Raw genomic sequence first — 20,932 nt, forward strand, 5'->3', positions numbered from 1 at the left:
GAGTGTAGGATAGCTGCTGCCTGCGAAATATTTATAAATTAATACTTCTAACTTACGATACGATATCTAATACTTTGGCTCGATACGACACCGATGAAGAGATTTCGACGGAGAAGCCTGTATATTAGCTCTATCCGATTTTGAGTTGGTAATAGAGTGTCGTTGTCTACTCGACCGACTGCTCGATAGATCGAACCGAGAGATGGCTGTTTCACGGAATACTGAGATGTTGACGGCTTTCAAGCGCTCATACGCTATACCGACGTAGATACTATCGGAGAAAATTAATAAGATATACTGGTATACTTCCCATCTGTTTGTTCTCCACTGCCGCGGCTGAAACCGTACTCACGTGTCCTGTCCAAGTTGACCACTTTCACTCACCTTTGCCAAGGTTCATAGGCGATGACGCGCTACAATTCTGCAATGGCGACAGCGGAGAATACTGAACTCGTAGACGCCTTCGAGCAGTTCTACCGCAACTACTACCGCGACGAGATCGGCGAACTCGCACAGAAGTACCCGAACGAGAAGCGCTCGCTGTATATCGATTGGGACGATCTCTACCGGTACGACCCCGACCTTGCGGACGATTACCTCTCACAGCCCGAACAGCTACAGGAGTACGCCGAAGAAGCACTCCGGATCTACGACCTCCCCGTCGACGTCAGCCTCGGCCGGGCACACGTCCGGATGTACAACCTCCCCGAGACGACGGATATCCGGCTGATCCGCTCCCGGCACGTCGGCCAACTGCTGTCCGTCTCCGGGATCATCCGCAAGGCGACCGACGTCCGGCCGAAAATCGAGGAGGCCGCTTTCGAGTGCCAGCGCTGTGGCACGCTGAACTACATCCCCCAGTCGTCGGGCGACTTTCAGGAACCCCACGAGTGTCAGGGCTGTGAGCGACAGGGCCCATTCAACGTTAACTTCGATCAGTCCGAGTTCGTGGACGCACAGAAACTCCGCGTCCAGGAGAGCCCCGAAGGACTGCGCGGCGGCGAGACGCCACAGGCCGTCGACGTCACTATCGAGGACGACATCACCGGCGAGGTGACGCCGGGCGATCACGTCACCGTCACCGGAATCCTCCACCTCCAGCAGCAGGGCAACCAGCAGGAGAAATCGCCGATCTTCGACGTCTACATGGACGGCGTTACCGTCGAAATCGAGGACGAGCAGTTCGAGGATATGGACATCAGCGAGGAGGACAAAGCCGAAATCATCGAACTCTCGCAGTCGCCGGACATCTATGAGAAGATGATCGATTCGATGGCCCCCTCGATCTACGGCTACGAGCAGGAGAAACTCTCGATCATCCTGCAACTGTTCTCCGGCGTCACCAAGCACCTCCCCGACGGTTCGCGGATCCGCGGCGACCTGCACATGCTACTGATCGGGGATCCCGGGACGGGTAAGTGTGTTCGCGGCGACACGACCGTGACGCTGGCCGACGGCCGCGAACGACCGATCAAAGAGATCGTAGAAGCCAACCTCACGGATCCATCCCCCGTCGACGACGGAGTGTACGACTCTCTCGATCGGGACGTGGTTTCTCTGGGTGCTGATGGAAGGTCCGAGGTCCGCAATGCGATGAGAGTGTGGAAACGGGAGGCTCCCGATCGGATGTACCGGATCAGGACCGCAAGCGGGTACGAACTCGAAGTAACTCCGTCGCATCCGTTGTTCGTCAGCCACTTCGGCGGGTGGGAAGCCCGTATCGCCGACGAACTACAGGAGGGCGATTCCGTTGCCATCTCGCCCGACAGTCCCGACCAACTGCTGGCTACGGACGGTGGGGCAATCTCGGAGACGAGTTCTGGCTCTGTGCCGTCTGTCGAGGGTCAGTCCGTAGAGCGGGATCAAATCGAATCCATCGAAGCCGTCAAACCGGAGTACGACTGGGTGTACGACCTGGAGGTCGAAGGGACGCATAGCTACCTTTCGGAACAACGTCTTTTCACATAATTCCCAACTCTTGCAGTATGTTCGAGAAATTTCTCCTCGATCTGTGTATACATCCGGAAAAGGATCGAGCGCTGCCGGGCTCACTGCAGCAGCGGTACGCGATGATTTCGGCGACGGCCAGCAATGGACCCTGGAGGCCGGTGCAATGGTGCTTGCGGACAAAGGCGTCGCAGCGATCGACGAACTGGACAAGATGGATTCCGGCGACCGGTCGGCGATGCACGAGGGGCAGAACAGCAGTCCTACCACCCCGACACCGAGGTGTTGCTCGCCGACGGTCGACGCGTCGAGATCGGCGAGTTCGTCGACGCGAAGATCGACGGTGACGAAACCGAAGTGATCGACGGCGTGGACTGCGAAATCGCTCCGGTCGACGACGTCGGTGTCCACTCGACAGATCTCGACTCCAACGAGACGACCAAGACGCCCGTCGATCGGGTGAGTCGACACGAGGCCCCCGACGAGTTCGTCCGCGTGACGTTCTCGAACGGTCGTGACGTCCTCGTGACGCCGGAGCATCCGATGTTCGTCGATGACGACGGCGAAATCGACACTGTCGAGGCCAGCAGTATCGAGGCGGGTCAGTACGTTCCCGCCCCGAGAAAACTACCCAACTCGTCGGCGACGGTACCGCTCGAGGACGAGCAACATATCGGGAAAGAGAAAGACGTCACGCTGCCCGACGGGCTTACGCCGGATCTGGCGGAAATCTTGGGCTTCCTGACCGCCGAGGGCCACAGCTATGCGGGCTCGTCCCACGAAATCGGCTTCTCGAATCAGGACGAGCGGCTGCTCGACAGGATGGGGGCGCTGATGCGGAGCGTGTTCGGGATGAAGAGTACGGATACCGTCTCCACGGACGGGACGACAACGATGCGGTGGGTCTCGACGAAGCTCTATCGCTGGTTCGAGCGGAACGTCCCCGAAATCATGGCGACGGCACGACACAAGCGAATACCCAGCGCTGTGCTGGGTGCGTCCGAGGAGGAAATCCGTCGATTCCTCGTCGGTGCGTTTGCTGGTGATGGTGGCGTCGAGACCGAGGCAATGGCGCTCTCGACGGCCTCGTCGGGTCTCGCCGAAGATTACGCCGATGCGCTGTCGAAGATCGGTGTTGCCAGCCGAATCCACCACAGCGTGACTGAGGACTCCTGGAAGACGTACGTGATGGGTGACTCGACGGAGTCGTTCGTCGACCAGGTCGTCAAACAGGCTGATGATCGATACGCGGATGCCCGGGAATTTGCCGAGCGGAGCACTGACACGCGTCGCCATCACGACGTCTTACCACCCAGTGCCGCGGAAGAGATCCGGTCACTACGAACACTGCTTGGGCTCGGTTTGACCGGACAGTTTTATCCGAACGTCGACGACGGGTTCGGCGTCCAGATCGAAACCGTCGAAGCCGAGATGGCAACGCTTCGGGAGCGAATCGACGAGACGCGAGAATCACTCGACGACTGCGAGACGCTGTCGGAGATCCGAGCGACGATCGGCTGGTCCGGCCGGCAACTTGCCGAACGGATCGACGACGAAACCACGAGCGCCATCTCCTATGCCGAGGACGGTGGCTACGGTCCCGAACGCCGCTCTCGTCTCGCCGAGAGTGCGGCCGGTGCCGTTCGAGACGCGCTTGTCGAGGCCGAACGCAGGCTCGATTCGCTCTCGGAACAGACCGAACTTCGATACTACACAGTTACGGACGTCGAAACGGTCCCGAACGCGGGCGATCACCAGTGTGAATGGGTGTACGACGTCACTGTCGAACCGACCAATACCTTCGTCAGTCAGGGTATCGTCCTGCATAACTCGATCAGTATAAGCAAGGCTGGCATCAACGCCACGCTCAAATCCCGCTGTTCGCTGCTCGGTGCGGCGAACCCCAAGTACGGCCGGTTCGATCAGTACGAGTCAATCGGCGAGCAGATCGACCTCGAACCGGCGCTGATCTCCCGATTCGACCTGATCTTCACCGTCACAGACCAGCCCGACGAGGAAGAGGACTCTCGGCTGGCCGAACACATCCTCCAGACGAACTTCGCGGGGGAGCTAAACACCCAGCGAGAGGAGTTGAGCGCCCCTACCGTCACGCGCGAACAGGTCGACAAGCAGACCGAGGAGGTCGAACCGGTGATCGACGCCGAGTTGCTCCGGAAGTACGTCGCTCACGCGAAGTCGAACATCTACCCGACGATGAGCGACGAGGCGCGGGAGGCGATCCGTGACTTCTACGTCGATCTGCGCTCGAAAGGGACCGACGAGGACGCTCCGGTCCCGGTGACGGCCCGGAAACTGGAGGCGCTGGTCCGGCTTGCGGAGGCGAGCGCGCGGGTGCGGCTCTCGGACACCGTCGAGATCGACGACGCCGAACGCGTCATCGAAATCGTCCGGTCGTGTCTGCAGGATATCGGGGTCGACCCCGAGACGGGCCAGTACGACGCCGATGTGGTCGAGACCGGGCAGAGCAAGTCCCAGCGGGACCGGATCAAGAACATCAAACAGCTGATCGCGGACGTCGAGGAGGATTACGAGGACGGTGCGCCGATCGACGTGGTGCTCGACCGGGCCGACGAGATTGGGATGGACCAGACGAAAGCGGAACGCGAGATCGAGAAACTCAAACAGAAAGGCGAGGTGTACGAACCGAACCTCGACCATCTGCGGACCGCATGATGGATCGGATCTCGGCGGTTCGGAACGTCGAGGACGCGCTGGCGGCGTTCGAGGAGGGCGAGATCGACCTGAAACCGCCGAACAGCGGGTCGTGGCGGCCGTCCGGACGTTCGCGACGGAGTACGAGAGCGGCGATAGCGCCGCCTACCGCGTCGAGCCAGTAGATCGGGAACCGGTCGTCGTCGTCGCCTCATCGCCCGACGATGCCGTCGAGCAGGTCGAATCGATCCTCGACGAGGCGGTCGTTACCGAGGCAGTCGATCGAATATCAGCGCGATAAACTCAGTTAATTTTATACGGTAGACTCTGCAAACTCGGGCTGTGATACTGGTCGTTACCTACTCGACCGATGCCCGACAGACGCTCCGGAACGTCTGTACCGCCCACGAGGGCGCGGTCGCACGCCGTCTCGGCCGAGCGGCACTGTTCGAGGAGACCGGTCTGGGTGCGTTTCTGGCGCTTCGTCTCCGAGAGAAACACACCTCCGACGTCCAGATAGAGCGCACCCGGCCCTTCAACGAGTTCGTAGCGGTCCCCGAAGCCATCAGGGATGCGGCACAGGCCTACGAGGAGCGCTCCAGTGCCAGCACTCCCTACGAGAAGTTCCAGTCCGGAACCACACATCCTGCTCCCCGAGCGCTTCGCGGCCAATCGCTAGACGACGATGGACACTGATGCTGATCTGGGCCGTGGGCGTCCCGGCCGAACTGTCGCGACTGCACCACTTCCCGGCCAGCCGACGCGGATTCGGGTCCGAGTCGCAGACAGCGTACTCGACGGCGTCGCGGTCGACCTGCGTCTCTGGCCGATCACCGCCGACGAGGCCGCCGCAGCGATCCGTGGTTGCGGCGAGGAGTGTACCATCGACTGTCCCACCCCTGGACCGCTGTTCGATGCGCTCGGCGTCGTCGATGCGTCGCTCTCGCTCCCGCTCCAGCGAGTGCTCGCCACCGTCGCACGTCGCCAGGGGCACCGGGAAGCCACCGGCGAACTGGCGTCCGTCCGGAAAGAGCTTGCAACCCTCACACCCGCCTCCTGTAATCTCGCCGAGAAACGTCGACAGGTCGCCGACGCTGGTGCCGACGAGAGTGCCCTGGCCGAGCGCGTCGCGACGCTCCGTGGCGAACTGCTCGCGCGGAAGGAAGCGAACGAGGACGTCTCGGAGACTGAAGCGGCACTGGCCGACGCAGTTGCCGAACTGACGACGGTCCGGACCGAGCGCCTCGCGGCTGAACAGGCGCTCGAACGCGCGCAAGCGGACGCCCGAACGATCCGGGATCAGCGGGAGCGGCGACTCCGGCTTCAGGATCGTGAGCGCAACCTTACGCGCGCTCTCTGCCGGGACCTCGCCGATAACGTCTATGAGGCCTTTGCGGACGCGGTTCGTACAGTTCCCGGCACAGCGACGCCGGGCAACTCGGCTACCGACTACGACGGAGACGACGTGACGGCCGCTCTCGCCGTTCTCAGGATGCTTCGGACGGCGACTCCCGCTGTCCTCGCCGTCGACCGGTTCCGCTCGCCCGAGCACGCCGCCGACGTTCTCGGCGTCCCGGTGGTCCGGATCTGAGCGGGGGCGTGGGTTCAAATACGGTCGGGCGACCAGTGGCCCCATGCCAACGATTTCGTGGACACAGCGGCGGGAGAACGGCGTAACGCTCGTCGAGGCGGTGATCCAGAGCACGACTCCGACCGGCCCGACGACGGTTGCCCTCGAAAGTCGACTGTCGGGACCGGTCTGGCCGCCCCGTTCGGAGGGCGTACCGGTCGCTGGCTGGGACGGACCTCGATACGAGACGACAGTAGAGGGCGAGAGCCGGGTTGCCGTCGGCTTCGCCTCCCCGGCCGAGCCCTGCGAGCCGCCCGTCGAACTCGTCGAGAGTGCACCCGCTACGGCCATAGAGGAGTCCACCGATGCCGATGCGGCCGACGTATTGCGTGCCCTCGGCGATCCCACGCCACCCCGGGGGCCGTGCCGACCTCGCTTCCCGAGGAATCGCTCCCGACGGCGACAGTGGAAGCCGAGCATACGGACGACGATCAATGATCCTGGCGGTCACCGGTGGAAAGGGTGGCGTCGGGAAGTCGACGGTCGCCCTGAACGTCGCCGCCGAACTGGACGCCGTCGTCGTAGACGCCGACCTGGGGATGGCGGATCTACCCGAGGGACGGGGGCCCGATCTCCACGACGTCCTCGCCGGACGCGCCGATCCGGTCGAGGCGGTCGACGAGAGCGGTGCCGTCGATATCCTTCCCTGTGGCCGGACCCTTGTCGGAGCGAAAGCCGCGGAGCCGACCGCGCTCGTCGGGGCTGTCGAGGCCGTCGAACGACAGTACGGGCGTGTGGTCGTGGACTGTCCGGCCGGGATGTCCGCGGATGCCGGACTCCCGCTGCTCGTCGCGAACCGCTGCCTTCTGGTCACCCGTGCGGACGAGTTCGCGCTACCGGACGCGATCCGGGCCCGGGCGCTCGCCAGAGTGCTGGATGCCGGGATCGAACGGCTGGTACTCAACATGGCGGGGGAGTCACCCCCAGTCGAGCGGGTTCGGTCGGTGTTCGACACGCCCGTCGTCACTGTGCCGCGTTCGGACGCTATTACGCGGGCACAGCGGAGTGGCCGCCCGGTTTCGGCGGTCGAGGCGGACGGCCGTGCGTCGGCGCAGTTCGAGCATCTCGGGGTAGTGGTACTGCCTGACTGACCGCGGTGGCTACCGCATCTCACAGAGCGCCTGAAACACCGATCGGAGCGTGACCGGCGAGACGTCGGCGACCGCCGCGGCCTCTTTCTGTGTCAACTCCCGATCTAGCTCACAGGCCGCCGTGTAGAGACACCCTGCGGCGACGCCGCTCGGGTCGCGGCTACCGAAGACGTTCGCCTCCCGGCCGTCGGTAGCCAGTTCGCGTGCACGGCGCTCGACTGTGGGGCCGAGTTCGAGTTTGCTCGCGAACCGCGGCAGATACTCGCGCGGATCGATCGGGCCGATAGGGAGGCCTAGCTCCTGTTCAGGGCACTGTAAGCGGCTTTAAACTCGTCGCGATCCGCGCGGGCGGCGTCCCCGATCTCGTCGATCGTCCGCGAGACGTCGTTGACGCGACAGGCGGCGTAGGTCGTCGCCGCGGCAAAGCCCTCCAGCGATCGCCCGCGTAGCAGATCCTCGTTCTGTGCGGACCGGAACAGCGAGCACGCGCCGTCCCGCACCGTCTGGGACAGCGACAGCGACGACACCAATCGTCGGATCTCGGTGAAGGCGTACACCTGGTTGCGCTCTACCTTCGTGGAGATCTGCGAGCGGTTGTGCTCCCGGCGCATCCGCGCGACCTGTCGGCGCTTGCGGCCGGTGAGACGCGAGCCGGAGCCGTAGCCGATCTCGGTCGATAGCCCTCTGTCGTGTCGCGAGCGGGTCAGCGGCGCGCCCGTCCGTTTGCGGTTTCCGTCATCGTCGTCGAACGACCGCCACTCGGGCCCGCGGTCGATGCGATCCGCCCCGACGACCAGCCCACACTCCGAACAGAGGGTCTCGTCGCCGCTCGCGGTCAGTCGTCCACCACACTCCGGACACGAATCCGTCGTTGCGCTCTCGCTCATCACAGTTGAACGTTGGTCCCGATCGGGTATTTAAAGATGGGAGAATCGTGGAAGAAACACCCGAATCGACCGACGGGAACGTACCGGTAACCGGTACGTTCGAGTTCGTTACGGAAAGATATTTGTTGTATCAACTCGACCTCTAAACGATGCTTTCGGATATCGCCGACGGTATCGAGCTAACCGAGCGCCAGCACGACCCCGGCGTTGCCGCCGTCGACCGGACGGGCGAGACGCTCACCGAAGGGCTCGCCGGATTTGCCGACGAGTTGCCCTGCTCGGCCGCGACGGCGGCGACGGTTGTCCATTCCTACACGGCCGGCCGTAGCGTCGGCGACGTCGCTCGGGAAGCGGGTGTAGCGCCGATCACCGCGGCAAAAGCGCTGCACCTGCTCGGCGTCGAGGGGCTCTCGCCGCTCGCCCCGCGGGCCAGAGAGATCGTCCGGGACTGGCAACGCGGTGAACTGCCGCGTGCGGAGGCGGAGACGCTCGTCGGCGCGAGCGAGACGGCGTTCGCCCTGGCGGCTTACATCGAGGCACACGAACCGATCGACGGCGTCACCGAGGTCGTCGAAGCCGCGCTCGGTGCGGACGGCGACGCGGCCGTCGATAAGCGTGATCGGCTGGCCGAGACGATGAGCGATGTCGGCGATCTGGTCTGATCAGGGACGGAGCCGGTCTGCCAGGCCTTCCTCGCCGAACTCGAACTCCAGTGAGCGGTCGAAGAGGCGCTCTACCACCCCGGCAACTGCGGGAGCGAACTCATCGTCCAGCGCGGTCACCGCTGGGGCCTCCGCAACCGCGCATCGTTCGCTTTCGGGAATCGCCACGTCGATCGATCCGTCCGGCACCGTCTTGATCCTGTTTGCGACAGCCAGATCGTCAGTGGTCCCCACGTCGGTCAGTCGTGCGCGAGTCCGTTGCAGCGCGTCGACGCCGCGCGTCGATCCCGGCGCGACCAGTGCAACGCGGTCGGCGGCGGTCACTGCGGCGACTGCGGGGTTGGTCGCGACAGGAGGCGTATCCACGAGCACGTGATCGAACGCCTCGTCGAACCGGTCGACGATGCTCTCGAAGGTCGTCGCCGCGCCGGCCGTTTTCGCGCGTGCGAGCGCTCCGAACGACGCCCGTGACGGGAGCGCGACGAGTCGGCCATCGGTGTCGACCGGACATTCCACCGCGGCGCTCGTCGGGTCCGGATCGTCCTCGGTAACGAGCGAGACGACGTCCTCGTCGATCCGGCCCGAGACGTAGTCCGATAACCCCTGGGTCCCGAACGCGACGTCGGTCAGCGCGACGTCCGCGCCGTCCATGGCGAGTGCTGTCCCCGCTTCGACTGTTAGCCGCGTCGCCCCGGCACCGCCGGTTACGCCGGTGATCGCCGCCGTGGTAGGTGACGTTTCCATGCAATACTATTCTCTACTCCTATACTAAAAATGTAGTCAAAAACGTCTGTATATTACTGGCCTGTTGCCACTGCACAGCCGACGACCCCTCTCACGCCGAGGCGCTGGTGCCGCCAGCCGTCCGCTGCCTCGACGAGAACCGTCCCCGACGCCGTCACGACGTACGTTCGCTCGCCGTACGCGACGTCGACGGGCGTCTCGTCGACCGGTAGTTCGACCGGTGCCCAGCGGTCGCCGTCGGGGCTGGCAGTGTAGAGTTGGCCGTCGACGACGGCGTGTCTGCGGGTTCCGCTGTCGCTCGCGACGGCCGTCGCGTCGCCGTCGATCAGTTCCATCCAGCCGTTGCCCAGTCGGTAGAGCCCTTCGCCCGTGGCGGCGAGTGGCGTTCCGTTCGTGTCCACGTCGCGGACGTCGTCGAGTCCGGCCGCGTCGAGTCCTCGGTCGCCCAGTCGATACAGGCCGACCTCCGTCCCGACGAGCGCGCCGTCGCTTGCGGTGACTGCACCCCGGCGGTGCCGACTTCCTCTCTACCGGCCGAATCGATCCGGGCGATCCGGCCCTCACTGTCGCCGGCGACGATCCCCTCACCGTCAAAGCCGACCGCCGTCGCCGGGCCGAAGCCGAGATGGGCTACCTCCTCGCCGAGCAACGTGGCGTCCTCGTCGGTCGCGACCGCGATCCGTCCGGGTGCACCCGCGATATCGCGAACGGTGGTGCGGTACTCAAGGCCGAACTCGCCGACCCGTGAGCCCGAAATCGAGGCGACGACGACGCCCATCTCCGATCCGACGAACAGCCGGGTCCGGCCGTCCTTGCCGCCGAAGATCCGCTTTTCTCTGATGTCGTCCATGGTCGAAGGCACGCCGCCGGGTTCCGAAAGGATTCCGACCGCTTGACGTCCCCCAGAACTCCGGATCGGATTCGACCGGCACGCCCTCGTCGTCGCCGCCGAGGTCGAACTCCTGGCGTAGCTCCCGGATCCGGTCGCGGATGTCCGCCGCGAGCTCGAACTCCAGGTTCTCGGCCGCCTCGCTCATCCGCCGTTCGAGTTCATCGATCTGCCGGGCGGCATCGTCCTCGTCGCTGGGCCCCTCCCCGGAGACGTCGCTCGTGTCAGTCTTGCTGCCGGGGAGGTTCGTCTCGCCGATTTCCTTCTGGATCGTCGTCGGTTGGAAGCCCTGTTCGGCGTTGTACTCCTCCTGGATCTCGCGGCGACGCTGAGTTTCGTCGATCGCCGACGCCATCGAGTCGGTCACCTCGTCGGCGTAGAGGATGACCTCGCCGTCGACGTTCCGGGCCGCGCGGCCCATCGTCTGGACGAGCGTCGTCTCCGAGCGCAGGAAGCCCTCTTGATCGGCGTCGAGGATGGCGACCAGTGAGACCTCCGGGATGTCCAGCCCCTCCCGGAGCAGGTTGATCCCGACGAGGACGTCGATCTCTCCCAGTCGCAGGGAGCGAATTAGCTCGTGGCGTTCGAGCGTGTCCGTCTCGTCGTGCATGTAGGCGACGTCGACGCCGGCCTCTTCGAGATACTCGGTGAGGTCCTCGGCCATCCGCTTCGTGAGTGTAGTCACCAGCGTCCGGTCGCCCGCCTCGACCTGCTCGTCGATGCGCTCCATGAGGTCCTCGACCTGTCCGGTCGCGCTCTCGACCTCGATAGCGGGATCCACGAGGTGGGTCGGGCGAACGATCTGTTCGGCGATCTGATCCGAATGTTCGCGCTCGTAGTCGCTTGGCGTGGCGCTGACGTACAGTGTCCGATCGGTCTTCTCCTGGAACTCCTCGAAGGTGAGCGGGCGGTTGTCGAAGGCGGTGGGCAGTCGGAAGCCGTTCTCGACGAGCGACTCCTTGCGCGATTTGTCGCCCGCGAACTGCCCCTTGATCTGCGGAATCGTCTGGTGGGACTCGTCGATCACCGTCAGGAAATCGTCGGGGAAGTAATCTATCAGCGTATTGGGGGCGTCGCCGGACTCGCGGTCGGAGAGGTAGACCGAGTAGTTCTCGATCCCCGAGCAGTAGCCCGCCTCGCGCATCATCTCCAGATCGAAGGTGGTGCGCTCCTCGATACGCTGGGCCGCCAGCATGTCGCCCTTGCGCTCGAAGTAATCGATCCGGTCGTGCATGTCCGACTCGATCCGCGCGATGGCCTCCTCCATCGTCTCGTCGTCGACGGAGTAGTGCTCGGCCGGGTGAAAGAGCACTGCTGGCTCGTCGCTCTCTACTGTGCCCTCCAGCGGATCGACCTTGATCATCCGGTCGATCTCGTCACCCCAAAGTTCGACGCGGACGGCGTACCGGCCGTACATCGGGTAGATCTCGATGGTGTCGCCCCGCACCCGGAAGGTGCCCTGCGTGAAGTCGACGTCGTTGCGCTCGTAGTTCAGATCGACGAGTTGTTTCAGAAGCTCTTCGCGGCTGATCTCCTGGCCCACTTCCAGTCGCAGGGACATCCCCTCGTAGTTGGTCGGATCGCCCAGGCCGTAGATCGCCGAGACCGAGGCGACGACGATCACGTCGTCGCGAGTGAGCAGCGAGCGCGTCGCGGAGTGGCGAAGCTTGTCGATCTCGTCGTTGATCGAGGCGTCCTTGTCGATGTAGGTGTCCGTCTGCTCGACGTAGGCTTCGGGCTGGTAGTAGTCGTAGTACGAGACAAAGTACTCGACGGCGTTGTTCGGGAAGAGGCTCCGGAACTCCTCGTACAGTTGTGCCGCCAGCGTCTTGTTGTGTGCGATCACCAGCGTCGGTTTCTGGATCTCTTCGACGACCCACGAGACGGTGTTGGTCTTTCCCGACCCCGTCACGCCGAGCAGGGTCTGTTCGTCCATCCCGGAGCGATACCCCTCTGCGAGTTGTTTGATCGCCTCGGGCTGGTCGCCCGCGGGGTCGAACGGTGCGTCCACCTCGAAGGGTCGTTCCTGCTCCGGCCGGTCGGGCGAGAGCGGCCCGGAGTTCGTGTCACTCATTGACGGAGACAGGTGCGCGAGCCACTTGAGACGCTCGGGTCGGTCAGCGGCCGTAGTAGCCGTACGAGAACAGTACGAACGTCAGAGCGCCACCGACCAGTCCCGCGACGATACCGAACGGCAGTTCGAGAGCCACGAAGAGCCCCCATCCCGCACCGAACCCAGCGAGCACGAGCACGACGATCAGCAGCCCGACTTTCCACTGGTTCGATGTATCGCCAGCCCCCGAGGTTCCCATGTCGGGGGACAACACAGTCGGGCCGGAAGTAGCTATGTATCGGGAGATATATAATATACGTCTGTCAGAACGCATTTATCGGCGTCTCACGAACAATCACATATGGCCGACGAACTCTCCGACGCCAGCGACACGCTTCGAGAAGCAAGCGAACTCGCGGACCAGCATCGCGACCGGCAGAGGAGCGCTCGGATGCGCTCGCGGAGCTAGCCACAGGCGATGCGCAGGTCGACCACGGGCGACTCGCCCGCGAGACGAACAAGCTTCACGACATCGAGGGGGACCTCGACGGCGACGCCGCCGGCCTCGTCACCGAGGCCCGCGATCTGATCGCCACGTATCGGGAGGATCTCGAAGGCGTCTAATCCGGGAGCCGATCTGCCAACTGCTCGTAGGTCCCGGTCGGCATTGCGATTCCCGGTGGACCCGACGCCCCCTCGCTGAACTGTAGCCGGAGGTACGTCACCGAGCCAAGCGGCACCGGCTGGATCGACTCGACCGTCGCCAGATCCACGGTGCGGCCCTCGAACGTGATCCGATCAGCCTCGGGGTCGTACTTTCCAGCCCCTCGAGCAGGGCCCGTGCCGGGAAGACGACCGCTGCTGTGACGAACAGGACGCCGGCCACCGCGCCGTTGATCGTCAGCGTCATCGCGCCGAGAACGTACGCCAGCAGTAGCTGTAGAGCGACCACGTCCGCGACGAGCAGGCCGTCCCGCCGCCCCCAGTCGCGTCCGTCCGAACTGCTGGCCGTGTCCGCACCGCGGCGGCTCCGGGCGACGATTGGCAACAGGACGTAGAGAGCAAGCGCGACACCGACCAGCGCAACGACGCCGTAGAGCACGGCAGAGAGCGGATCGGCAAAGGGCGTCGCCACGAAGGGATAGACGAACACGACCGCGAGCAAGGAGCCGCCGATGTAGGCGACGGTACCGGCGCTAAACCACCGCAACAGCGGCGTCTCTCGAAGGACTGACCACTCGACTGGCTCGCCGTCGTCTCCCATCGGCTCATCGTTGCCGACGGGCCGAGGAAAAGGTGACTATCGGCTTCGGACCGTCTCAGCAGACGGGCTTGGGGTTCACGCCCATCGCTTCGAGTCGGTCGGTGTACTCCTCGTAGGCCGTCTGGATCACGTCGCTGGCGGCGTCTTCGGCCGTCTCCCAGTCGTCCTCGCAGATGTCCGCCAGCAGGTCGAGGAGACGCTTCTCGCGCTCGTCGAGGACGTCGCCATAGCCGCGGAACGTCGACGCCGTCATCGGATCCGCCTCGCCGACGAAGAAGCCGGTGCGTTGTTCGGTGAGTTTGCCCGCCACGAGCGCCGCACCGAACAGGCCGCCCAGTCGTTCGACCGTGCTGTCGGCGTCTCGAAGCTGTGTCTGAACCGGCGGCACGTCCTCGGCGTCGTGCTCGCCAAGCTTGTCGAGCAGTTCCTCGTAGTGGTCGGCTTCTTCGCTCGCGACCTCGTCGTAGGCCGCGGCGGCGTCACCGTGGCTTTCCTGGGGGACCCACGACGCTACCGTCTCGCTGGCGGCGTGAATCCGGTCGGCCGCAGTCTGTAGCACCGCTTCCTCCGTCATCTCGCCGTCGGTAATCGCGTATAGCGACTTGGACGAGCCAAGCCGTGAAAGGGCTGTTTCGTTGTCCGCGCGGACGCTGTCGTCGAACTCGCTCGCAGTCATATACGCGAGTACGACGTTCGGGTGTTTGTAACCTCCGGACTGGCGCCCCCGTCCGACCGTGTTGACGGCTCACCTGCTCCGCTCGCTGCCGTCCTCACTGCGTACACCGACGAACTGCACTCGCGGCTCGATCCCGTACCAGCCACAGGAAAGCGCCGCGCCGGCGGCGTTGGCGACCATGTCGGCGACTTCGAACTGTCGGTACGGAACGAACGACTGGGCGACCTCGATACCGACGCCAAAGAGCGTCGCGATGCCGAAGACGAGCGCGATTTTGATGGCGATGGCGAGGTCGCTTCCGACCAGTGCGTAGGCGACCAGGAGCCCGAACGCCAGATACGTCGCGGCGTGCCAGAGTTTATCGAAGCCGACCGCGCCGGTGTCCGGCGTCTCTGGCGGGACCACGAACAGCGAGACGGCGATGATCGCTGCGGCGGCGACGGCGACGCCGCTCCAGCGGAGCGCGGGAGAGAGGAGGAAGCCGAGCCATCGACTACTCGATGGCAGTACTACGATAAAAGCGTGAAGATACGCGGTTTACTCTCCGCGAGTCGTTGCTCCCCGCTCCACTACGAGGCCGACTCAATCGCTACGCTCAGTCGTCGCCCGCGCCTTTCTCGATCGGTGCGCCGACGAGGTTGCCCCATTCCGTCCAGGAGCCGTCGTAGTTGATCGTGTCGTCGTAGCCGAGCAGTTCGTGGAGCGCGAACCAGGCGACCGAGGAGCGCTCGCCGATACGGCAGTACGCGACCGTCGTCGAGTCGCCCTCGATGTCGTAGTCTGCGTAGAGCTCCTGCAGTTCGTCGAAGTCCTTGAACGTACCGTCGTCGTTGGTGACGGCCGCCCAGGAGATGTTCTCCGCGCCGGGGATGTGGCCGCCGCGCTGGGCGGTCTCCTGCAGTCCTGGGGGTGCGAGGATCTCGCCGGAGTACTCCTCGGGCGAGCGAACGTCGACCAGCGGCAGGCCGCGGTCGATGGCGTTCTCGACGTCGTCGCGGTACGCGCGGATGCTCTCGCGCGGGCCGGACGCGTCGTACTCGACGGCAGAGAAGTCCGGCACTTCGTCGGTCGTCGGATAGTCGTTGTCGAGCCAGTGCTCGCGGCCACCGTCGAGGAGGCGCACGTCGTCGTGACCGTAGTACTTGAACTGCCAATAGGTGTAGGCGGCGAACCAGTTGGAGTTGTCACCGTAGAGGACGACCGTCGAGTCCTCGGTGATGCCGTGACTGCCGAGGAGGTCCTCGAAGTCTTCCTTGGTCAGGATGTCACGGGTCGTCTGATCCTGCAGTTGGGTCTCCCAGTTGAAGCCGATAGCGCCGGGGGCGTGGGCCTCGTCGTAGGCTTCGGTGTCGACGTCGACCTCGACCAGTCGGTGGGCCGGGTCATCACTCTCGAACTCTGCAAGGTTGTCCTCGACCCAGTCGGCCGAGACAAGTACATCGTTTGCGTACTCGGTGTCTGTCATACACAACTCCGTACGATAGCCATCATTAAAGGCTCTGTACCCCCGGCAGCAACCGCCTCTCATGCCACTTCTGGGAAATTATTGCTGGTACTCTCCCCGGCATGGATCGGGTTTCAGGGCGTTTGGAGTTCCAACCCCGACACTGCTCTCACTACCCACCCGAATACCGGCAAATTTAACATGTTTCAGGGAGCGACGGTTACGGCTGGCAGTTTCCCGCTTTTATTAGGATTGGCCGTCGTACTGACCTATATGATCAAATTCGTCCCGCCGGCGTGGCTTGCTGACCGACTCGACGAGGTACAGGTCGTCGACGTCCGCGACGACTGGGAGTATTCGGGGATCGGACACCTCCCCGGCGCGGTCTCGATACCTTTCGACCGGTTCCGCTCCGAGGAGGGCGACAGCGGCATGCTGCCGGGTGCCGACGTCTTCGCCTCGCTGCTCTCCGAGGCGGGAATCGAACCCGGCGATCCGATCGTCGCCTACGACGACACCCACGGCGTCTTCGCGGCACGCTTTCTCGTCACGGCGCTCTGTTACGGTCACGAACCGCTCTACCTGCTCGACGGCGACTACAGCGCGTGGAACCGCGAACACGAGACGACGACGGACGTACCCGACATCGAGGCGACCGACTACGAGGTGACCCTGCCCGAGACGACGCCGCTGGTCGAGTACGACGCCGTCGAGGCCGCAATCGACGACTCCGACGCCGTGCTGGTCGACACTCGCGACGAGAGCGAGTACGACGAGGGTCACATTCCCGGGGCCGTCCTGTTGAACTGGAAAGACCTCGTCGACGACGAGAGCCGGGGCCTCCGGCCGGAGCCGGAGCTCCGCGACGTTCTCGAAGCCCACGGGATCACACCGCACCGAAGAGTTGTGCTCTACTGCAACACGGCCCGGCGGATCAGCCACACCTATGCCGTCCTCAGCCATCTCGGATACGAGGACGTGGACTTCTACGAGGGCAGCCTCACCGAGTGGACTGCGGCGGACGGGCCGCTCTCGACGACGGACTGATAGAACCGGACGACAGAGACGACCAATCCTGACGCTGTCTGCGTGATCTCCAGTTGAAATGAAGGGGTATGCCAACGGCTATCGGGTAACTGCGGATCTGCTAGTAGTTAGAGCACTTATATAATTGCTTTGGTTTCCTCGGAGTGGCACTGGCTCGTGGTTCGTCAGTGCTGTCCCCAGAATCGTTCTAGTCCCAACTCCAGCATGTCCGGACTCACCGGCTGGAACTCGTCGTGTGGCAGGTACTCGCGGACGCTGTTCCAGCTATCCCGGGCGTATCTGGCGTCGGCCAGCACGCGGACGCCCACCTCCTCGGGGCTCCGGATCACCCGGCCGATTGCCTGTCTGGCCTTCCGAACTGCCGGTACGGTCAGGGCGTACTCGAAGCCCTCGCCGAACGCGTCGTCGTACGCGGTCCGCACCGCGCGGGTTCTGGGTGACGTCGTGTCGACGATGGGAACGCCACAGATCATCGCCGCCGAGAGCCGGTCACCTCGGTAGTCGACGCCCTCGGTCAACGTTCCGCGAAGGCTCGTCACGAGCACTTTCCCCGCGCCGTCGAAGAACTCCGCTTTCAGTCGTTCAGTAGCGTCGTCGCCGCTACTCTCGTCGATCAGGACGGGCTTGTCGATGCGCTCTCGCAACCGTTCGGCGGCCCACTCCGCCTCGGTGTAGCTTGGCATCCCGACGAGCACGTTGCCCGGACTCGTCGCGACGGCCTCGATGGCGTCGGCGTAGGCGCGTCTGGTCGCGTTCTCTTCGGCTGGTCCCCCCGGTTGTCGTAGGTAAACTTCGGGAGGTCGACGGCGAAGCTCTCGCGGTTCTCCGCCGGAAAGGAGAGCGGGTAGGTCCGTTCGATGACCGGCCGCTCCTCCTCGCTTCGGAGGTGTTCTAACCCGGTCACCTCGGCGAAGATATCGACCGGTTCGAGCGTCGCACTCATCAGGACGCCGCCGCCGAAGTCCGCCAGTCGCTCGCCGATGACGTCGCCTGGCACGCAGTTGTGGATGGTCAGCCCGGCGTTGTACGCCCGCCGCCACGAGCCAGTCGGCTCCAGGTCGTCCCACGTCCGGTCGAGTTCGACCTCGCGGAAGTGGCGTTCATGATCCGCGCGGTACCACCGGCCGAGCACGCGCCCGACGCTCGGCGCGGCGCGCTGTTTGGTCTCCTCCTCGGCCTCGTCGAGGATGCGCTTTACCACCGCGCCGACCGTCTCGGCACGGCTCCATACCCGGTCGCCGTAGCCCGCCTGCTCGGCCCACTCGCTGATCTCGTCGATCTGTGGCGTCTCCGGATCCCGCAGGGGAATCTCGTCGTCCGGAAGATCGTTCAGCCGACTCTTCCAGCCGCGGTGTTCGCGCTCCAGATGCGCGGTCACCTGTCGGTCCAGTTCCTCGCGGAGATCCTGTACGAACGAGCGGGTCGTCTTCACCTCGTCGATGCTGACCTCCGCGTCCTCCAGTTCCGCCCGCACCAGATCGGCGTCCGCGCTCGTCTCGGCCTCGCGGTCGTCGAACTCGACGGCCTGAAGCACCCTGGTGAGTTCGCTTTCGGCGTCTCGCAGGGTGCGGTCGCCGACGGAGTCGCTGACCAGATCCCGCACCCGTGGTTCCAGCATATGCGCTTCGTCACAGACGACGAACGTCGAGTCATCGAGCAGCGCGCCGGTAAACGAGCCAGTCGTCGCCGGATCGAACGCGTGATAGTAGTTGCCGACCACGACCTCGGCGTGACCGAGTATCGCCCCCATCATCGAGTGCGGGCAGGTGCCCGCGGCGGCCGATTCGGCGACGAGGTCGTCTGGGCTCATCAGCCCGGCATCGGTGAAGTCGAAGGGGACGGCCTCGGCCGGATCCCCGTCGGCGTCGTCCGGTCTGTCCGCCAGATACCGTGCGTAGAACGGGCAGTACTGGGCTCCTTCGTGTTCGGGCATTCCTGCAGGGTACGGCGAGGCCTCACCCGCGGTTTCGAGGAACTCCGCGCCGCCATCGCGTCCCGAATCCGCCAGGCCGACCTGCTGGCTTCTGGCGTCGCTGGCCAGTGCCGCCGCAGTCGTCGGCCCGTCACCGGTCAGCCCCCGCGTCGTCTCCCGGAGGTCCTCACAGCGGTCGTAGACGTTCGAGTCGTCGATTCCCGCCGCCCGCTCGCGGCTGTACGGACAGACGTCCGCCTTCCCTACGAGCGTCAGCCCCGAGATGTCCCGCCAGTCATCGGGTAGATTGCTGTTGATCCGCTCTAGATCCTCCTCGAACTGGCGGAGTTGTTGCTTGACGCTCGTCAGCACCAGCACGCGCTCGAAGGCCGAGTCGGGGTCGCGCACGAGGTGGATGCCTGCGGCCAGCGCCAGCATCGTCTTGCCAGTCCCGCAGGCACCCTCCAGCGCGAGGAAGCCGCCATCGCGGGCGGCCTCTATCGCCGTCTCGACGCCATCGACCTGCTCGTCGTACGGCTCTGCATGGCCGAACACCGTCCGCCAGTCGTCGTTCTCTGTCACTCGGTACTCACTCGGCGGCCGTTCGGTTAAAAGACTGTGGACCGGACGCCAGCCAACGCCCCTTTGGTCGTCGGCCGGGTACGCAGAGTATGAGCAACACCGAGTTCGACGTCGACGTCTGGAAGCAGGAACTCCGCGCCCAGCGCGACGAGAAAGACCGTTTCCTCGCCGAGCACCGCCAGTCACCCATCCCGCCCGAAGAGCGCGACGAGTTCGACGGGCAGTATTTCGACCCGGACCCCGAGTACCGTGTCGACGCCGCAGTGACCGTCCACGAGGACCCCGCACCCATCACCATGGAGACCAGCGCGGACACCGAGGTCCGCTACCTCCGCGTGCTGACGCTCGCGTTCATCGTCAACGGCACCGAACAGACCCTCCACGCCTACCAGCAGGAGGGCGACGATGGCTACTTCGTCCCGTTCCGCGACAAGACGACCGGCCAGCAGACCTACTCCGGCGGCCGGTACATCGAGTTCGAGACCGACCGCGACCTCGAACGAGGTGACGAGATCACGCTCGATCTCAACCTCGCGTACTCGCCGTTCTGTGCCTACAGCGACACTTTTGCCTGCCCGCTTCCGCCCAAGGAGAACTGGCTCGACGTCGTGATTCCTGCCGGCGAGAAGTCGCTCTGAGGATCGATAGTTCGTCTGCGACCCGATCGGAACGTCTCCTTGTATACAAACAGCCCTCAGTCGCTACGGCGCGACGCCCACCGTCAGGAGCGTCCCGAACTCCCGGTATCGCTCGACCATCGCGTCTCGCGTCTGCCACTCCTCGGTCGGGAACTCGCTCGTCGCCGGGATCTCGGTCTCTCGATCCGGAACGTTGTCCTGCCCGGCGACGTGCAGTCCGGCCTCGCGAAACGCCGCGCGGTACTCGTCGCGATCCCAGCGGGTCATCTCGATCTCGATGAACTCCTGCCACTCGTGGGAGTGGACGTTCTCCTCGTAGTAGTTCACCGCACAGTAGAAGGTGCCGCCGGGCCGGAGGATCCGCTTGATCTCGCGGAGCGTCTCGACCGGATCGGTGGCGTAGTAAAACGCTTCCATCGAGAAGACGTGGTCGACGCTGTCGTCGGCGAAGGGGAGGTCGCCGAAGTCGCCGATGAGAAAGCCGACGCTGTCGTCGTCGGTGTACTCTCGCGCGTTGGTGACCATCTCGGGCGAGCCATCGAGTCCGTAGGCTCGGTCCGCCCCGCCGGCCTCACGGAGCGCGCGGGCGGCGTAGCCGCTCCCACAGCCCAGATCGAGTACCGTATCGCCCTCCTCGACCGGCATTCGCGAGAGGACGTGCCGTGCCGTGTGCCAGTGGCGTTGCTCCATCCCGCGGTCCCGTCCCTCGGTCGCCCAGTCGTCGAACTCCTCGCGTACGCTCATACAGGGGGCATGCAGGCCGCGGGCAAAATAGGTTCAGAAGCCGTAGCGC

General features: G+C 64.5%; 19 protein-coding genes and 4 pseudogenes. 10 read left to right on the plus strand and 13 right to left on the minus strand.

Annotated features, from left to right (window positions below; all coding sequences use genetic code 11):
• Window positions 1-426 precede the first annotated feature (426 nt).
• The 7 genes and pseudogenes from ACFQH2_RS02410 to ACFQH2_RS02440 all read left to right on the plus strand — a co-directional run.
• A pseudogene (locus tag ACFQH2_RS02410) lies at window positions 427-2,191 on the plus strand (AAA family ATPase); the annotation flags it as partial.
• The gene (locus ACFQH2_RS02415; RefSeq protein ID WP_377076417.1) at window positions 2,092-4,641 is read left to right on the plus strand and encodes an LAGLIDADG family homing endonuclease; all 2,550 of its coding nucleotides are present in this window, start codon (window positions 2,092-2,094) and stop codon (window positions 4,639-4,641) included. The pseudogene ACFQH2_RS02410 and the gene ACFQH2_RS02415, both read left to right, overlap by 100 nt.
• Window positions 4,638-4,805: a hypothetical protein gene (locus ACFQH2_RS02420; protein WP_377076418.1), complete on the plus strand. Its 168-nt coding sequence runs from the start codon at window positions 4,638-4,640 to the stop codon at window positions 4,803-4,805. The genes ACFQH2_RS02415 and ACFQH2_RS02420 overlap by 4 nt, the downstream gene beginning before the upstream one ends.
• Window positions 4,733-4,921, plus strand: coding sequence for a hypothetical protein (locus tag ACFQH2_RS02425; RefSeq protein WP_377076419.1), 189 nt, complete (start codon window positions 4,733-4,735; stop codon window positions 4,919-4,921). The genes ACFQH2_RS02420 and ACFQH2_RS02425 overlap by 73 nt, the downstream gene beginning before the upstream one ends.
• 41 nt (window positions 4,922-4,962) lie before the next feature.
• Entirely contained in the window at window positions 4,963-5,316 is a 354-nt protein-coding gene (locus tag ACFQH2_RS02430; protein WP_377056460.1) for a hypothetical protein, read from the plus strand.
• Complete coding sequence (locus tag ACFQH2_RS02435) at window positions 5,306-6,211, plus strand: hypothetical protein (RefSeq protein WP_377056462.1); 906 nt, start codon at window positions 5,306-5,308, stop codon at window positions 6,209-6,211. The genes ACFQH2_RS02430 and ACFQH2_RS02435 overlap by 11 nt, the downstream gene beginning before the upstream one ends.
• 473 nt (window positions 6,212-6,684) lie before the next feature.
• A complete protein-coding gene (locus ACFQH2_RS02440; protein ID WP_377056466.1) occupies window positions 6,685-7,341 on the plus strand; it encodes a MinD/ParA family ATP-binding protein in 657 nt (218 codons plus the stop codon).
• A 9-nt stretch (window positions 7,342-7,350) separates the two neighbouring features.
• Here the strand turns inward: ACFQH2_RS02440 and ACFQH2_RS02445 are convergent.
• Window positions 7,351-8,228, minus strand: a pseudogene (locus tag ACFQH2_RS02445) (transcription initiation factor IIB).
• Between the two features lie 149 nt (window positions 8,229-8,377).
• Between ACFQH2_RS02445 and ACFQH2_RS02450 the strand changes: the two are divergent.
• Window positions 8,378-8,890, plus strand: a complete 513-nt coding sequence (locus tag ACFQH2_RS02450) for a hypothetical protein (RefSeq protein WP_377056470.1) — start codon at window positions 8,378-8,380, stop codon at window positions 8,888-8,890.
• Here ACFQH2_RS02450 and ACFQH2_RS02455 read toward each other — a convergent pair whose 3' ends face one another.
• The 10 genes and pseudogenes from ACFQH2_RS02455 to ACFQH2_RS02500 all read right to left on the minus strand — a co-directional run bounded on the left by ACFQH2_RS02455 (window position 8,891) and on the right by ACFQH2_RS02500 (window position 15,981).
• A complete protein-coding gene (locus tag ACFQH2_RS02455) occupies window positions 8,891-9,634 on the minus strand; it encodes a ParA family protein (protein ID WP_377056472.1) in 744 nt (247 codons plus the stop codon).
• A gap of 53 nt (window positions 9,635-9,687) precedes the next feature.
• Complete coding sequence (locus ACFQH2_RS02460; RefSeq protein WP_377076420.1) at window positions 9,688-9,969, minus strand: HVO_0234 family beta-propeller protein; 282 nt, start codon at window positions 9,967-9,969, stop codon at window positions 9,688-9,690.
• Window positions 9,960-10,412: an HVO_0234 family beta-propeller protein gene (locus ACFQH2_RS02465; RefSeq protein WP_377076421.1), complete on the minus strand. Its 453-nt coding sequence runs from the start codon at window positions 10,410-10,412 to the stop codon at window positions 9,960-9,962. The genes ACFQH2_RS02460 and ACFQH2_RS02465 overlap by 10 nt, the downstream gene beginning before the upstream one ends.
• A 151-nt stretch (window positions 10,413-10,563) precedes the next feature.
• Window positions 10,564-12,597 (minus strand): annotated as a pseudogene (gene uvrB / locus ACFQH2_RS02470) (excinuclease ABC subunit UvrB); the annotation flags it as partial.
• A gap of 43 nt (window positions 12,598-12,640) precedes the next feature.
• The gene (locus tag ACFQH2_RS02475; protein WP_377056478.1) at window positions 12,641-12,835 is read right to left on the minus strand and encodes a hypothetical protein; all 195 of its coding nucleotides are present in this window, start codon (window positions 12,833-12,835) and stop codon (window positions 12,641-12,643) included.
• Between the two features lie 361 nt (window positions 12,836-13,196).
• On the minus strand, window positions 13,197-13,349 hold the full coding sequence (locus tag ACFQH2_RS02480; protein ID WP_377076422.1) for a hypothetical protein: 153 nt from the start codon (window positions 13,347-13,349) through the stop codon (window positions 13,197-13,199).
• The gene (locus ACFQH2_RS02485) at window positions 13,298-13,840 is read right to left on the minus strand and encodes a hypothetical protein (protein WP_377076423.1); all 543 of its coding nucleotides are present in this window, start codon (window positions 13,838-13,840) and stop codon (window positions 13,298-13,300) included. The genes ACFQH2_RS02480 and ACFQH2_RS02485 overlap by 52 nt, the downstream gene beginning before the upstream one ends.
• Window positions 13,841-13,895: 55 nt before the next feature.
• The gene (locus tag ACFQH2_RS02490) at window positions 13,896-14,516 is read right to left on the minus strand and encodes a rubrerythrin family protein (protein ID WP_377056484.1); all 621 of its coding nucleotides are present in this window, start codon (window positions 14,514-14,516) and stop codon (window positions 13,896-13,898) included.
• 69 nt (window positions 14,517-14,585) lie between these two features.
• The gene (locus ACFQH2_RS02495) at window positions 14,586-14,921 is read right to left on the minus strand and encodes a VanZ family protein (protein ID WP_377076424.1); all 336 of its coding nucleotides are present in this window, start codon (window positions 14,919-14,921) and stop codon (window positions 14,586-14,588) included.
• Between the two features lie 190 nt (window positions 14,922-15,111).
• Complete coding sequence (locus ACFQH2_RS02500) at window positions 15,112-15,981, minus strand: sulfurtransferase (RefSeq protein ID WP_377056488.1); 870 nt, start codon at window positions 15,979-15,981, stop codon at window positions 15,112-15,114.
• Window positions 15,982-16,233: 252 nt separating this feature from the next.
• Here ACFQH2_RS02500 and ACFQH2_RS02505 point away from each other — a divergent pair, with 252 nt between their 5' ends.
• Entirely contained in the window at window positions 16,234-17,007 is a 774-nt protein-coding gene (locus tag ACFQH2_RS02505; RefSeq protein WP_377056490.1) for a sulfurtransferase, read from the plus strand.
• Between the two features lie 164 nt (window positions 17,008-17,171).
• On the opposite strand, the pseudogene ACFQH2_RS02510 reads toward ACFQH2_RS02505, so the two are convergent.
• A pseudogene (locus ACFQH2_RS02510) lies at window positions 17,172-19,501 on the minus strand (ATP-dependent DNA helicase).
• A gap of 89 nt (window positions 19,502-19,590) precedes the next feature.
• On the opposite strand from ACFQH2_RS02510, the gene ACFQH2_RS02515 reads away from it, so the two are divergent.
• Entirely contained in the window at window positions 19,591-20,139 is a 549-nt protein-coding gene (locus ACFQH2_RS02515) for a DUF1684 domain-containing protein (RefSeq protein WP_377076425.1), read from the plus strand.
• Between the two features lie 63 nt (window positions 20,140-20,202).
• Here ACFQH2_RS02515 and ACFQH2_RS02520 read toward each other — a convergent pair whose 3' ends face one another.
• Window positions 20,203-20,883 (minus strand): class I SAM-dependent methyltransferase, encoded by a 681-nt coding sequence (locus ACFQH2_RS02520; RefSeq protein WP_377056496.1) that lies wholly within the window; start codon window positions 20,881-20,883, stop codon window positions 20,203-20,205.
• Window positions 20,884-20,932: the final 49 nt, after the last annotated feature.

The sequence above is a fragment of the Natronoarchaeum sp. GCM10025703 genome (genome assembly GCF_042661985.1).
In the GTDB taxonomy this organism is placed as follows: domain Archaea; phylum Halobacteriota; class Halobacteria; order Halobacteriales; family Natronoarchaeaceae; genus Natranaeroarchaeum.

Bases quoted from the DNA above. Each gene is read 5' to 3' on its own strand.
- ACFQH2_RS02415 (WP_377076417.1), top strand. From the start codon at position 2,092: ATGGACCCTGGAGGCCGGTGCAATGGTGCTTGCGGACAAAGGCGTCGC.
- ACFQH2_RS02420 (WP_377076418.1), top strand. From the start codon at position 4,638: ATGATGGATCGGATCTCGGCGGTTCGGAACGTCGAGGACGCGCTGGCG.
- ACFQH2_RS02435 (WP_377056462.1), top strand. From the start codon at position 5,306: ATGGACACTGATGCTGATCTGGGCCGTGGGCGTCCCGGCCGAACTGTC.
- ACFQH2_RS02440 (WP_377056466.1), top strand. From the start codon at position 6,685: ATGATCCTGGCGGTCACCGGTGGAAAGGGTGGCGTCGGGAAGTCGACG.
- ACFQH2_RS02450 (WP_377056470.1), top strand. From the start codon at position 8,378: ATGCTTTCGGATATCGCCGACGGTATCGAGCTAACCGAGCGCCAGCAC.
- ACFQH2_RS02455 (WP_377056472.1), bottom strand. From the start codon at position 9,634: ATGGAAACGTCACCTACCACGGCGGCGATCACCGGCGTAACCGGCGGT.
- ACFQH2_RS02460 (WP_377076420.1), bottom strand. From the start codon at position 9,969: ATGGAACTGATCGACGGCGACGCGACGGCCGTCGCGAGCGACAGCGGA.
- ACFQH2_RS02465 (WP_377076421.1), bottom strand. From the start codon at position 10,412: ATGGGCGTCGTCGTCGCCTCGATTTCGGGCTCACGGGTCGGCGAGTTC.
- ACFQH2_RS02475 (WP_377056478.1), bottom strand. From the start codon at position 12,835: ATGGGAACCTCGGGGGCTGGCGATACATCGAACCAGTGGAAAGTCGGG.
- ACFQH2_RS02485 (WP_377076423.1), bottom strand. From the start codon at position 13,840: ATGGGAGACGACGGCGAGCCAGTCGAGTGGTCAGTCCTTCGAGAGACG.
- ACFQH2_RS02490 (WP_377056484.1), bottom strand. From the start codon at position 14,516: ATGACTGCGAGCGAGTTCGACGACAGCGTCCGCGCGGACAACGAAACA.
- ACFQH2_RS02500 (WP_377056488.1), bottom strand. From the start codon at position 15,981: ATGACAGACACCGAGTACGCAAACGATGTACTTGTCTCGGCCGACTGG.
- ACFQH2_RS02505 (WP_377056490.1), top strand. From the start codon at position 16,234: ATGATCAAATTCGTCCCGCCGGCGTGGCTTGCTGACCGACTCGACGAG.
- ACFQH2_RS02515 (WP_377076425.1), top strand. From the start codon at position 19,591: ATGAGCAACACCGAGTTCGACGTCGACGTCTGGAAGCAGGAACTCCGC.
- ACFQH2_RS02520 (WP_377056496.1), bottom strand. From the start codon at position 20,883: ATGAGCGTACGCGAGGAGTTCGACGACTGGGCGACCGAGGGACGGGAC.